The organism is Nocardia sp. NPDC058640, from assembly GCF_042716995.1.
Taxonomy (GTDB): domain Bacteria; phylum Actinomycetota; class Actinomycetes; order Mycobacteriales; family Mycobacteriaceae; genus Nocardia.
Window position 1 is genome coordinate 1 of the sequence record NZ_JBHXRG010000009.1, and the last position, 12,710, is coordinate 12,710.

Here is a 12,710-nt window from a genome sequence, read left to right on the forward strand (position 1 = left end):
GCCGCAACGGCGGCTAACTCGCGGCCGGGCCGCTACGGCCACTGCGTGGCCGCTGCTCCCTATGGGTCGCAGGTGGGGGCTGGGTTTGTGTGGTTAGGTGAATTGGCCTGCTGAGCGGCCCTGTCCTGGAGGGCCTGCGAAGGCTTGGGCTATGCCTAGCCAGTGGTTGGCGTCGGGGCCTTCGGTGGTCAGGGTGGTGTCGGCGCGGTGGCGGCGTTGGGTGGTGATCAGGCAGAAGTCCAGGGCTGGGCCTGTTACGCGTTGGGGGGCGTCTTCGGGGCCCCAGGTCCAGAGGGTGCCGTTGGGGGCGGTTAGTTCTACTCGGAATTCTTCGGTGGGGCCTGATTCGCCGTTGACCATGTAGGCGAAGTTTCTGGTGCGGACGCTGATGTGGGCGACGGTGCGCAGGCGGTCGGTGGGCACGCGGGTGACGCCGAGTGCGTCGGCGACGTCTTGGCCGTGGGCCCAGGTTTCCATGATGCGGGCCGAGATCATCGACGCGGCGCTCATCGGGGGGCCGAACCAGGGGAGTTTGGTGCCCGCGGGGACGGCGCCCAGTGCGGCGATGAGCTGTTCGCGGCCCGCGCGCCAGCGGTCCAGCAGTTCTGCGGGCGGGATCTGGGCCAGTTCCTCGGCGGCGTCGTCGACGGCGGTCAGGATGCGCGGGGCGGCCTCGGCCACGAGTGCGGCGAACTTGTCGGCGTCGGTCGCGGCGAGGATCGATACCTCATCGGTCCAGGTCAGGTGGGCGATCTGGGTGGCGATGTCCCAGCGCGGCGCGGGGGTGGGGGTCTGCCACTGCTCGGGCGTCAGTGGCGCGACCAGGGTTTCCAGGTCCGCGCATTCGGCGGCGAAGTCATCGAGCAGCGCTTCCAGGTCAGCCATGGTGTTCCCTTGCCGATCATGGCGCGACCCGGTTCGGGTGCGCCGACGTGACAAGGGTCGCAGTGCTCGAGAAAAAAAGCAACCGTGCTTGTTATTGTCGCTGACCGGGTGCGCGCTACCAGCCGAAGGTCAGCAGATGCAGCGCGCCGACACCGATCCCCAGCGCCCCACCGTGCAGATACAGCAACCATGCGTCCTGTTCGACCGACGCGTAGAACATCTCCATGAACTCACCGGGCGTGAGCGTGCGAAGTTTTCGTGCCGCGAAGTCGTCGATCTTCTTCGCCTGTTCCAGCACGAACTGCTCGTCCTCGATCATCGTGCGCGCCGAGATCACCCCGGCCCCGGCCCCCGAGACCGCCAGATTCTCGAACTGTCGCTTGCCCAGCGCCGCGCGCACCATGAACGCGGTCGCCCCGAGCTGGTTGTGGATCTCCTCGGACACCACCCGCTCGATGAGCTGCCGGGTCTTGTCCCCGTTCGGCCCCTCCAGCAGCTCGTTGGACAGGTTCTCCACGGTCAGCACCTGGTAGGCCAGGATGTGCGCCAGGTCGGTGGCGGCCTGCGGTTGCCGTTTGGCCAGCAGCGCCTGCCGCCACAGGTACTTGTAGCGCGGCTGCGGATCGCCGGGTTCGAACACCATCTTGATCGCGATCACGTTCACCGTCACGCCGATCATCGCCGACGCGAACAGCACGATCACCCAGGACGGAATCGCCCCGAAGTACGGGATCTTCGAGTGCACGTGCAGGTACAGCGCCAAGATCAGACCGAACGGCGCGCCCAGCAGACCGATCCGCGCCATGAACTTGAGCTCGGGCGCGGCGATGGTGGTGGTCAGGTCCTTGAGGATGGCCGGGTTCTTCTCCAGGTACCGGATCACGAAGTTCTTCACGTCCAGCAGCTGGTCGATATTGTCGCCCAGGGTCTCGAACGCGCGTCGGCACAGCGCGGGCAGTTGCCGGTCGATCCGCTGGTAGATGGCCTGTTTCACCGGCCGCGGCAGCGAACGCCACAGGTCGGGGTTCTCCCGGTACATGATCTCGTCGACGATGGGCTGCACCTGATCGCGCGCCCGTTCGGCGAGATAGTCGCCGATGCCGTCCAGGTCCAGTTCGTGGATGAAGTCGCGCGGGCTGCCGATTCGCAGCAGCGCGCTGTCCACGCAGATGCTGGCCATCTTCTCCGCGCGCGCCGGGATGAACCCCTGGAACCCCAGCATCCGCCCGTCACCGGAGAACGTGGGCAGCACCTGTACCCGCCGGGGCAGGTACGGGTACAGCACGTGCAGCATCGGCACCCGGAAGCCCTTGAAGTACAGCGGCCAGAACAGCATGAGCACGCCGGTCCAGTTGGTGAGCCAGCCGGCGATCGCGCTGAAGATCGGGAAACTGACCAGGTCGACGACGAATTTCGACTGGCCGGTCAGCTCTTCCCAGTTGACGAAAAGTCCGGAGGCCAGTGTGGTCATCGAGGAGCCCCCTAGTGCGAACGCGCGAAGAACGTGAAGTCGTGAGGATAAGGCAATCACATTTTCACCGGTCGTGACGGGGTGTCAACGCGAGGGGGTGTGTGGGACGGCCGAGTTGTCGGTCGTCAGCGCTAGGCTGGCAGGGCTTGTCAGATGCGTCACCGTGTTCTTCCCGTCGCCTGTACAGAGGGAGTCGTCGTGAGCAGTGTTCCGAGCAATTATCTCCAGCGTCCGGTCGCGGTCATCGGGGGCGGCACGCTGGGCAGACGGATCGCCCTGATGTTCGCCACCAGGGGTGGTGAGGTGCGCATCATCGATCCCAACGGCGAGATCGGCAACCAAGCGGTGTCGTTCGTCGAGAAGAACTTGCCGTCGGTGGCCGCCACGATCGAGGGCGGCACGCCGGGCACCGCCGAGTATGTGCCCGATCAGGCGATCGGCGTGAAGGGCGCGTGGCTGGTGGTCGAGGCCGTCCCGGAGATCCTGGAGTTGAAGAAGAAGGTCTTCGCCCAGCTCGACCGCGATACCGACCCCGACGCGATCGTCGCGTCGAACTCGTCGTCGTACGCCAGCCGGTTGTTCACCGAGGGTTTGAAGACCAACGACCGCATGCTCAACACCCACTTCTACATGCCGCCGCAGTCCACGGTGCTGGACGTGGCGTCCGACGGGCACACCTCGCAGGACGTGCTCGACTTCGTCTTGAAGACCTTCCCGCAGTACGGCCTGCACCCGTTCCTGGTCCGCAAGGAGTCCACCGGGTTCATCTTCAACCGCATCTGGGCGGCGGTGAAACGCGAGGCGCTCGAGGTGGTCTACGAGGGCGTGTCGGTGCCAGAGGACGTCGACGCGATGTTCGCGCTGAACTTCGGCACCAAGGCAGGCCCGTTCCGGATGATGGACCAGGTGGGTCTGGACGTGGTCCTGGACATCGAGGAGCACTATCACCAGGAGAACCCGAATCTGCCCGAAGGTCCCATCAAGCTGCTGAAGAAGTATGTCGACGCGGGCAAGCTCGGCGTGAAGACCGGCGAAGGTTTCTACAACGACTACCCCAAGCCGAAGAAGGGCTGACCCGATGACCGACATCGTGGCGTTGGACCTGCTCGGCCGTGCCATGCACGCCATCTCGCTGGACGGCAAGAACGTGCGAACCCTGGTCGACGGCCTGGATCGGATGCCGGACGGCGTGGTGGTCGACCAGTTACGCGGCCACATCTACTGGACCAACATGGGCACGCCCGACGCACCCCCGGCGCCCGGCGTGGAACCAGAGTTCTTCTCCCGCAACGGTTCCATCGAACGCGTCGACCTCGACGGCGGCAACCGCACCACGATCGTGCCGATCGGCGGCTTCACCACCGGCAAACAGCTGACCGCCGATTTCGAAGGCGGACGGCTGTATTGGTGCGACCGCGAGGGGATGCAGGTACTCACCTGCGACCTGCACGGCGACGACCTGCGCCCCCTGGTGATCACCGGCCAGGGCGACATCGACGCCCGCATCCCCCGCAACTGGTGCGTCGGCATCTGCCTCGACCTGGACCGCCGACTGCTCTACTGGACGCAGAAAGGCGAGGCCAAGGGCGGCGACGGTCGCATCTTCCGCGCCCCCCTCGACCTGCCCGCGGGCGCCGATCCCGCCGCCCGCACCGACATCGAACTGCTCTGGGAGAACCTGCCCGAGCCGATCGACCTCGAACTGTATGGCGTCGGCGACCTGGTGTGGACCGACCGCGGCGCCGCTCCCAACGGAAATGCCCTGTACGAAGCACAAATTCAGCCGAATGTCGGCACCCCGCGAATTATCTCGAGCGGCTACCGGGAGGCGATCGGGGTCACCGGTTTCGACACCCGCTTCTACGTGAGCGACCTGGGCGGCACGATCCGACTGGTCGACGTCGGCACGGGCACCGACACCGACCTGGTCCGCATCGGCAGTCCCCTCACCGGGATCGCGCTGGCGGATCTGTAGCTGTCGTCCTCGGTTGCCCCGTGCGGGCGGGGCGCGCGATGGTTTGAATCGCGATGCCAAGGCAACGGCCGATGGGTAGCCGGGCGCCGATCATGATCAGGTTCATGACGGCACCGCCTGCGCGTAGATGTCGGCGCGGTCGTGCCGGGTGACCACCGGGATGACCTCGGTGCGATCCGGCCCCGGCAGCAGCGCGGGGTCCTCGCCGGGCAGCAGTTCGGTGGCCAGGATCGCCGTGCGGACCGCGTCGAATGCCTCGGCGGTTTCGGCGAAGCCGACCACCACGCCCGATCCGTCGGGGCGGCGCAGTTCGTAGAAGTCGAGCAGGCCGGGCACGGTGGCCGCGGCGGGCATGATGCGGTGCGCGTGCGCGAAGTCCACGGCGGCGAGCTCGTCGGCGTTGCGTGGCTTGTCGAAGTAGAGCAGGTGTGCGTACATGATGTGGCTCCTGACCTGGGAGGAAGTGATAGGTCAAGCCTGGCGCGGATCGGCGGCGCGCGGATCAGTGCCGGTACGTATTCGCAGTACTGAACTCGCGCACGCGCGATACTGAGACGGTGCGTAATCCGGTGGTCGGACGCCATTCCGAGCTCGCCCGCCTGCGCGCCGCGGTGGGGGCGGCGGCGTCGGGTGCGAGCCGATTCGTGCTGGTCAGCGGCGCCGCGGGGATCGGCAAGTCCTGGCTGGCCGAACAGGTGGCCACGTTGGCCGCGCAGGCGGGTGTGCGGGTGGTGCGCGGCAACGCACTCGACGACGCGGGGATGCCGCCGCTGTGGCCGTGGCGCCGCGCCGCCCGCGACCTGCCGGAACTGGCCGCGGCCCTGCACACCGTCACCGAGCCCGGTGGCGGTGCCGCCGCGCAACGCTTCCGCATGTTCACCGAGGTCGCCGACGTCCTCACCGCGGCCGCGGCCCCGTCGGGCCTGGTGCTGATCCTGGAGGACCTGCACTGGTCCGACCCCACGTCGCTGGCCCTGCTCACCCACGTCGCCGCCGAGACGCCGCGCACGAAACTGCTCCTGGTCGCCACCGCCCGCGACCCGATGGGCGAAACCCTGCTGGCCCACCAACCGGACTGGTTGCGCCTACCCCACTTCCAATCCCTACCCGTACCAGGCCTTTCCGCACCGGAGGTCCGCTACTGGCTCGAACAAACCGACCACGCCCCCGACCTGGCGGCTCGCATCCACGAACGCACAGACGGCAACCCCCTCCTGGTCCGCCTGGTCATCGAATCAGGCCTACACGCGGGAGACGACCCCCTCCTCTCAACCCCCGGAATCCGCCGCCTGATCCTCACCCAACTAGACCGCCTAGACCACACCGCCACCGAAGTCCTCGCCGCCGCAAGCGTTATCGGCGAACGGATCGATCCCGACCTGCTCGAACAGGTGTATGTGTCGACGTCGGGAGATTCACCGAGGCCGCGCCTGGCGCAAGGGGACGCGTCGACGCCGGGAGTGGAACATGCGGACTTGTCGACGTCGCACCCGGAACAGGTTGTGGGCGTGGGGGATCGGGTAGCGCGAGCGCTCGATGCGGCGGTTGCGGCGGGGATTGTTCGTCGATTCCCCGACAGCACACTGGGTTTCACCCACGCGCTGGTACGCGACGCCGTCTACGCGGAACTGGCGCCATCGCAGCGAGCCGCCTACCACCGTGCGGCGGCGCAGGCCTTAGCCACGCGCGGCGGCCCGGATTCCGCCGTCGCGGGCGCGATCGCCACGCACTGGCGGCACGCGTCCGCCTGCGCCGACTCACCCCAGGCCCGCCACTGGTCTCGCCGCGCCGCAGTGGCAGCCCGCGCCAGCGCCTCCTATGCCGAGGCAATTCGCTTCGGACAGTGGGCAATCGACGCAGCGACCACCGCGACCAACAGTGAACGCGCCGAGTTGCTGATCGAACTGGCCCGCGACGAGTTCGCGGCGGGTCAGATCACCACCAGCCTCGACCACTGCGTCGAAGCGGGCGCCCTCGCCGAACAGGCCGACCGCCCCGACCTGCTCGCCGAGGCCGGCCTTGTGGTCCAGGGCGTCAACTCGCCGTCGATCATGGCCCATCTGGATATGTTGTGTGGCAAGGCATTACGCCTGCTGGACCCCATCGAGCACCCCGACCTGGTCGCCCGCATCCTCGCCCAACACGCGCTGGCGGCCGCCGAACGAGGCGCGTGCGTGCAGTCCAGAAAACTGTCCGAACAGGCCATGCGCGCCGCCGAACGCTCCACCGACCCCGACGTCATCCTCGACGTGATCCATGCCAGGCACCTGTCCTTGGCCGCCACGGACTTCCTCGAAGAGCGAATAGTGCTGGCGGCCAAGGCAATAGAGATCGCCGTCGACGCCGAACAACCGCTGGCCCAACTCTGGGGACACGTGTGGACAGCCGACGCGGCCCTGCAACGCGGCGACCTCCCCGGCTTCGACGCGGCCCTTGACCACATCGAACTGCTCGCCGACCGACGCCGCCTGCCCATCGCCCGCTGGCACCTACAGCGCCTGCGCGCCACCCGCGCCGCCCTGGTCGGCGACTTCGCCGCCGCCCTGACCTGCGACGACGCCGCCTACAACCTGGCCGTCAGCATCGGCGACTACTCCCTGGTCGGCCTACACCACGCCTTCCGCGGAATGCACGCGGTGATCGTGGGCCATATCGACCGCACCGAACTCGCCGCCGCCCTGGCCTCGCTGGAGTTCGTCCCCAAGATCACCATCGCCCAACTGTTCGCCCCGATGCTGCACGCTCTGGCAGGCGAACTGGACGAGGCCACCGTCCTGTTCGCACCGTTCCGCCACCTGCCCGACACGATGGAGATCGGCGCGCGCTGGTCGGGCACCGTGTACTCGGTGGGCGTGATCGCCGAACTGCTCGCCGACGCCGACACCGCCGACCGCGTCTACCGCGCCTTCGCCGGCCGCGAACACCACTACGCCGCCGACGGCACCGGCGCCCTGTACTGCGTCGGCTCCATCGCCCGCATCCGCGCCGACAACGCCCGCGTCGCAGGTCATTTCGACGCCGCCGTACCCCTCTATCAGCAGGGCCTGACCATGGACACCCAAATCGGTGCCCGCCCTTTCACAGCCCTGGGCCACCTAGGCCTAGCCCGCACCCACCTGGCCCGAGCCGACCTCCCCGCCGCCCACACCGCCGCAACAGCGGCCGCAACCGCCTTCCGTCACCTGAACATGCCCCACCGCCTCCGAGAAACCGACACCCTCCTCACCGAAATCACCAAAGCCACCCGCACCACCGACCCCCTCACCCCCCGCGAACGCGAAGTCCACGACCTCATCGCCACCGGCCTGACCAACCGCGAAATAGCCACCCACCTGACCCTGTCCGAACGGACAGTAGAAACCCACGTCCGCAACCTCCTCGCCAAACTCACCTACCCCAACCGAACAGCCATCCCCCGCCGCAAAACCTGACCCGAACCGCCATCCCTAGGCGTTCTCGGCGGAGTCAAGCGCCGAGAACCGCGGCGCCAGCCGCCGGAAAAACAGCTACAGTGACCGGGCAGTTGACCTGATCTGAAGGAACCGCTCGCGATGGAACCGCTCGGCCGAAACGATCCGCGACGGATCGGCGACTACCGGCTTCTCGGGGTCCTCGGCGCGGGCGGTATGGGCAAGGTCTATCTCGGCCGCAACTCCGGCGGACGCACCGTCGCCGTGAAGGTGATCCGCCCCGATCTCATCGATGCGGAGTTCCGCGCGAGGTTCCGCCGCGAGGTCACCGCAGCGCAACGCGTCGGCGGAAACTTTACCGCCCCGGTTCTGGACGCCGATGTCGACGCCGAATCCCCTTGGCTGGCAACCGGTTACGTCGCGGGCATCTCGCTGACCGACGCGATCACCCAGTTCGGCCCCCTCCCAGAACCAGCCCTGCTCGCCTTGGCGCACGGCCTCGCCGAAGCCCTGGTCGCCGTCCACGCGGCAGGCATCGTGCACCGCGACCTGAAACCGTCGAACGTGATGCTGGCGATCGACGGCCCCAAGGTGATCGATTTCGGCATCGCCCGCGTGCTCGAGGACGCCGCGCTCACCACGACCGGAAAGTTCCTCGGCTCACCAGGTTTCATGTGTCCCGAGCAGGTCGGCGGCGAAACCCTCACTCCCGCAGCCGATGTCTTCGCACTGGGCGGCGTCCTCACCTTCGCGGCCGCGGGCCACGGACCTTTCGGTAGCGCCGAAGTCATGCAACTGCTGTGGCGCATCGTCTACGAACAGCCCCGCCTCGAGGCCGTCCCGCCGCGCCTTCGTCCCCTCGTCGCCTCCTGCTTGGCCAAAGACCCAACCTCCAGACCCACGCCGCAGCAAGTACTTTCGGAGCTGGCGAGGATCGGCGCACCTGAACGCACGGGTTGGCTACCACCACAAGTCTTCGAGTCCATCAGCACCAACGCGATCCGCCTACTCGACCTCGACTCCGGCCCTGCCGACGCGTTGCCGCCCCCGTCGGGCGCACCGACTGCCACCTCGGCACCGAACTGGCCCACTGCCAGCGGTTCGACGCCCCCTCTATACAGCCACCCCACCGCCGGTACAGACCGCGCATCGCGAGAAGCCGTCACTCATATGGGCCACGGATCACCCACCCCCAGTGGGGAATTCACGCAGCAACGCTTTGTGCCCCCGCACAATCACCCCGCACCCCGAAAACACCACACCCGCAACCTGCTGATCGCCGCATCGGCAACAGTCGCCCTGGCCGTAGCAGCCGGCGCCTACCTGATCGGCACTCAACTCAACACCGCAGGCGGCGCCGCAAGTTCCACCCAGATAGCCTTCCCGTCCACAGCCCCATCGCCCACCGCCTCATCGGGCACAACCACCACCCCATCGAGCACAACCACCGTCCCCACCGCCTTCATCGGCACCTGGAAAGGCCGAGCCGCCGACGGCCCCGTCCGTTTCGACATCGAACTCACCATCACCGAGGGCGCGGTAGGCCAGGAACTGGCCACCTCCGCCAACACCGGCACCTTCGCGGGCGAACGCTGCGCCCGAGCGGAAACCCTCACCGCCGCCACCTCCACCACCCTGACCTTCCGCGCCAGGCTGACATCGCCGGGCAGCTGTCAGGACGAGGGCGCCACCTCCACGGTCACCCTGCAGTCCGACGGCACCGTGGCCTACAGCACCCCCGGCGTCTTCGGCGGCACCATCGCCGGTTCCCTGCGAAGGGTCTGACCGTGAACGCTGAAACAGGTTGCTATCCGATAGCCCGACCGAGCACCCGAAAGACTCCACCCGGTCATTTGTCCAGATTCAGTCATCGCCGTCGAGCCGCGAATGGCATAGTGCGTGCGACGGGCTGTCACCGCATTACCCCAGGTGGTACCCGTCTCAGTAATTCTGGCATTGCGATCTGGGTCACTAATATGTCAAACTCTCGCCCACACTGTGAAGCCGGTCGGTCTCACAATGTCTGGAAAGGGAGTTCGGTGAGCAGGAGGCACGCGTTCATAGTTGCCGCCTTCTCGTGCGCTGCCCCACCGTCAGTCGAAAGTGACCAGCGCCAGCGCCGCGCCGGTGAGCAGATCGACCAGCTCGTCGACCGGCGGCCGCGACTCGCGCAGCAACCACTCGTGCGCCACGCCCGTGACCGCCCCGGTGATCAACGCCGTGGTCAGCTCGGCATCCCCGCGCAACCGCACGCCGACCCCGCGCAGCGCCCCCTCGATCAGCGCCGACCAGGCGTGCCTGCGGGTGCGTCGATGGTCTTCCATCCGATCGCTGACCCCGACCACCTCGATCAGCGCCACCTGCGCGCGAAACGGGTCGGAGCCCAGCGACTCGAGGTACGCCCCGAATCCGGCCCGCAGCGCCAGTTGCGGATCGGCCGAACCGAGCGCGACCAGCGCGGTGCCCACCGCGGTGGCCGCGTCGTCCTGGATCCGGTCGTAGGCCGCGAGCAGCACGTCCTCGCGGGTTTCGAACTCCTCGTAGAACTGCCGCTTGGACAGTCCGGCCGCCGCGCACACCTCGGCGAGCGAGCACGTGGCGTACCCGCGTTCGGCGAAAATTCGCGTCGCTGCTTCCAGGAATCGCAGTCGGCGTTCGGCTTTGCGCGCGACGACCGTACGACCCCCATACCGTCTGTCCGCTGTAGTCACCTCTCCAAAGTATCTGAAACCCGGGATAACACTGACCTTTCCGGGTTGCTTCATCTATCCACCGAACGAAGGACGGCCGACCAGTGCTGACCACCCGAGCATCGCGGACCGCAATGTCTGCCCTCGTACTAGCGGCGGGTGCGGCACTCGTGGCGCCCGCGCCCACCCTGGCTGCCCCGCGGCCTGCCGTGTCACAGCCCAGCGTTCCCGCCATCGCCGAGAACGTCCCCTCCGGGACTCTCGCGGCGCTGGCACCGACGATCGTAGGCGCGATTTCGGCGCCGAGCCCCATCGCCGACGGCGCACAGGCGGGCATTCTCGCTCAGGCGCGCGTGCTGCTGGCCACCCCGGGCATCCCCGCGCAGGTCAAGGCCACCTTGGAGAAGGTCATCACCTTCCTCGACGGCAGCGGCGGCGGCGGTCCCGAACTGCCGCCTTCGGACGGCCCGCGCATCGCGCAGTTCCTCTACCCGACCATCGGCAAGGGCTGCATCGGCCCGACGTCGGACTCGGTGGGCACCGCCCTTGCCGTGCCCGGCCCTGCCGTGCTGCCCCCGCCCGGACCGGCCGCGGGCCAGACCGGTTTCGTGTTCACCGCCCTTGGCACCAAAACCGCCACCCTGGTGCAGAATCCGCCGATGACGGTGCAGTGGGTCAACCTCGACAACCGCCGCACCGGCTCCCAGCCGCTCACCACCGCCGCGGGCATCAACCCCGACGGCCCGGCCACCCTGTCCGCGATCGCCGATACCGGCGCGGGCCGGGTCGCGGCCGTGATCACCGGCTCGCTCACCACGGCCACCGCCGACGGTGACCGTACCTGCTCGTTCGCCCCGACCCTCGGGTTCTTCACCGTCGCTTGAGTCTTCACGCAATTGGAGTTCGATCTATGAAGTTTGCCGTTCCCGGCCTGGTCAGCGGGCTGGCCGGCGCGGTTCTCGGGGTGATCGCCGTTTTCGGCATCACCGCGGCCGCGCAACAGAATTCGATCCCCGCGCCCGAGGAGTCCGGTGACCCCGGCTCGTCGCTGCTGGGCAACGTGCAGTACGGCTCGCGATGAGCAACGTGCGCAGGCTCATCGCCTGCATCCTCGTCGGCCTCGGCGCGCTGCTGCTCGCGGCCGCTGTCATGATCCCCACCTACACGGTCGGCAAGGTCGCCAAGACCCCGCTGGACCTGCGTATCACCACGGTCGCCAAGAGCGTGCCCGGCGAGGAAAGCCTGGTGCTGGACTCGAAGTCGCTCACCTCGCCGGAGGGTTCGGCCAAGGTCGACACCAACGTGCCGGTCGTGTCGCAGCGCTTCCTGACCGTCGAGGAGCCGTCGGGTTCCGACGAGATGACGGTGCAGGCCGGTCAGACCCTGCGTCGCGACGACCGCACCGGCGACACCGGGCTGCTCACCGCCTCGGTGGACCGCGTCACCCTCGACCGCGTCAGCGGCCAGCCGATCGACGCCTCGCCCAACGGTTCCATCGCGGTCACCGTCGACAAGTCGGGCGCCTCGGTGGCCGACGAGTCGCAGCGCCGCGGCCTGCAGTACCGGTTCCCGATCGGCACCGAGAAGAAGTCGTACCCGTACTTCGACCTCAACGCCCGCGCCACCCACGACATCGACTTCATCGAGGAGTCGGAGATCAACGGCGTGCCGGTCTACCACTTCCGGCAGACCATCCCGGTGACCAACATGTGGGACGTGGTGGCCGCGCCCACCAACAAGCTCGCGCTGCCCGCCGCCAAGTGGGGCCTCGAGGGCACCGACCCGGTCACCATGACCCGCTTCTACACCAACACCCGTGACCTGTGGGTCGAGCCGCGCACCGGTGCGGTCCTCAAGGGCGGCGAGAAGATCCACCTGTACTACGGCCGCAGCGCCAACCAGGTCGACGTCACCGCCCTGAAGTCGCACATCGTGTTCGACGAAGCCACCATCGACGCCCAGATGGCCGTCACCCAGGAAAGCCTGGACAAGCTGGACCTGTTCGGCAAGACCCTGCCGATCGTCCTCGGCATCCTCGGCGCGCTGTTCCTCATCGCGGGCGCGGTCCTTGGCTTCCTGAGCTCGGGCACCCCCACCCGCAGCACGATCGACCCCCCGACCGAGCGGATCCGTCCCTCGAACCTGTAAGACCCGGCCACCTGGCCCTCAACCCAGGCAGCCACCCACCCCGGCCTCCCCGCGTTCCTCGCAGGGAGGCCGAGGTGTTTTCCGGCCCCGGTTTCGCCCTGAGTGAACCCGCGCACCTGCAGGAACAAAGT

The 12,710-nt window shown here is 67.9% G+C and carries 11 protein-coding genes; 7 read left to right on the forward strand and 4 right to left on the reverse strand.

Going from position 1 to position 12,710, the window contains the following annotated elements:
* Positions 1 to 93 precede the first annotated feature (93 nt).
* Positions 94 to 885 carry a TIGR03084 family metal-binding protein gene (locus ACFWU5_RS13465; RefSeq protein ID WP_379245387.1) on the reverse strand — a complete coding sequence of 264 codons (792 nt, stop codon included), beginning with the start codon at positions 883 to 885 and terminating at the stop codon, positions 94 to 96.
* Positions 886 to 1,000: 115 nt separating this feature from the next.
* Positions 1,001 to 2,356 (reverse strand): hypothetical protein, encoded by a 1,356-nt coding sequence (locus tag ACFWU5_RS13470; protein ID WP_379245389.1) that lies wholly within the window; start codon positions 2,354 to 2,356, stop codon positions 1,001 to 1,003.
* Positions 2,357 to 2,554: 198 nt separating this feature from the next.
* Here ACFWU5_RS13470 and ACFWU5_RS13475 point away from each other — a divergent pair, with 198 nt between their 5' ends.
* Both ACFWU5_RS13475 and ACFWU5_RS13480 read left to right on the forward strand, forming a co-directional pair.
* The gene (locus ACFWU5_RS13475) at positions 2,555 to 3,430 is read left to right on the forward strand and encodes a 3-hydroxyacyl-CoA dehydrogenase family protein (RefSeq protein WP_379245391.1); all 876 of its coding nucleotides are present in this window, start codon (positions 2,555 to 2,557) and stop codon (positions 3,428 to 3,430) included.
* 4 nt (positions 3,431 to 3,434) lie between these two features.
* A complete protein-coding gene (locus ACFWU5_RS13480; protein ID WP_379267359.1) occupies positions 3,435 to 4,331 on the forward strand; it encodes a hypothetical protein in 897 nt (298 codons plus the stop codon).
* Positions 4,332 to 4,433: 102 nt separating this feature from the next.
* On the opposite strand, the gene ACFWU5_RS13485 is transcribed toward ACFWU5_RS13480, so the two are convergent.
* A complete protein-coding gene (locus ACFWU5_RS13485) occupies positions 4,434 to 4,769 on the reverse strand; it encodes a hypothetical protein (RefSeq protein WP_379245395.1) in 336 nt (111 codons plus the stop codon).
* Positions 4,770 to 4,888: 119 nt separating this feature from the next.
* Between ACFWU5_RS13485 and ACFWU5_RS13490 the strand changes: the two genes are divergently transcribed.
* On the forward strand, positions 4,889 to 7,762 hold the full coding sequence (locus ACFWU5_RS13490; RefSeq protein ID WP_379267360.1) for an ATP-binding protein: 2,874 nt from the start codon (positions 4,889 to 4,891) through the stop codon (positions 7,760 to 7,762).
* A 120-nt stretch (positions 7,763 to 7,882) separates the two neighbouring features.
* Positions 7,883 to 9,526 carry a serine/threonine-protein kinase gene (locus ACFWU5_RS13495; protein WP_379267361.1) on the forward strand — a complete coding sequence of 548 codons (1,644 nt, stop codon included), beginning with the start codon at positions 7,883 to 7,885 and terminating at the stop codon, positions 9,524 to 9,526.
* Positions 9,527 to 9,834: 308 nt separating this feature from the next.
* On the opposite strand, the gene ACFWU5_RS13500 is transcribed toward ACFWU5_RS13495, so the two are convergent.
* On the reverse strand, positions 9,835 to 10,452 hold the full coding sequence (locus ACFWU5_RS13500) for a TetR/AcrR family transcriptional regulator (protein ID WP_379267362.1): 618 nt from the start codon (positions 10,450 to 10,452) through the stop codon (positions 9,835 to 9,837).
* A 113-nt stretch (positions 10,453 to 10,565) separates the two neighbouring features.
* On the opposite strand from ACFWU5_RS13500, the gene ACFWU5_RS13505 reads away from it, so the two are divergent.
* The 3 genes from ACFWU5_RS13505 to ACFWU5_RS13515 are packed head-to-tail and all read left to right on the forward strand — an operon-like array spanning position 10,566 to position 12,579.
* On the forward strand, positions 10,566 to 11,315 hold the full coding sequence (locus ACFWU5_RS13505) for a hypothetical protein (protein ID WP_379267363.1): 750 nt from the start codon (positions 10,566 to 10,568) through the stop codon (positions 11,313 to 11,315).
* 26 nt (positions 11,316 to 11,341) lie between these two features.
* A complete protein-coding gene (locus tag ACFWU5_RS13510) occupies positions 11,342 to 11,512 on the forward strand; it encodes a DUF2613 domain-containing protein (protein ID WP_379245405.1) in 171 nt (56 codons plus the stop codon).
* Positions 11,509 to 12,579: a DUF3068 domain-containing protein gene (locus ACFWU5_RS13515; RefSeq protein ID WP_379267364.1), complete on the forward strand. Its 1,071-nt coding sequence runs from the start codon at positions 11,509 to 11,511 to the stop codon at positions 12,577 to 12,579. Before ACFWU5_RS13510 ends, ACFWU5_RS13515 begins: the two co-directional genes overlap by 4 nt.
* Positions 12,580 to 12,710 lie beyond the last annotated feature (131 nt).

Coding starts and splice junctions, on each gene's coding strand:
- ACFWU5_RS13480 (WP_379267359.1), top strand. CDS start 3,435: ATGACCGACATCGTGGCGTTGGACCTGCTCGGCCGTGCCATGCACGCC.
- ACFWU5_RS13510 (WP_379245405.1), top strand. CDS start 11,342: ATGAAGTTTGCCGTTCCCGGCCTGGTCAGCGGGCTGGCCGGCGCGGTT.
- ACFWU5_RS13465 (WP_379245387.1), bottom strand. CDS start 885: ATGGCTGACCTGGAAGCGCTGCTCGATGACTTCGCCGCCGAATGCGCG.
- ACFWU5_RS13470 (WP_379245389.1), bottom strand. CDS start 2,356: ATGACCACACTGGCCTCCGGACTTTTCGTCAACTGGGAAGAGCTGACC.
- ACFWU5_RS13515 (WP_379267364.1), top strand. CDS start 11,509: ATGAGCAACGTGCGCAGGCTCATCGCCTGCATCCTCGTCGGCCTCGGC.
- ACFWU5_RS13505 (WP_379267363.1), top strand. CDS start 10,566: ATGTCTGCCCTCGTACTAGCGGCGGGTGCGGCACTCGTGGCGCCCGCG.
- ACFWU5_RS13485 (WP_379245395.1), bottom strand. CDS start 4,769: ATGTACGCACACCTGCTCTACTTCGACAAGCCACGCAACGCCGACGAG.
- ACFWU5_RS13495 (WP_379267361.1), top strand. CDS start 7,883: ATGGAACCGCTCGGCCGAAACGATCCGCGACGGATCGGCGACTACCGG.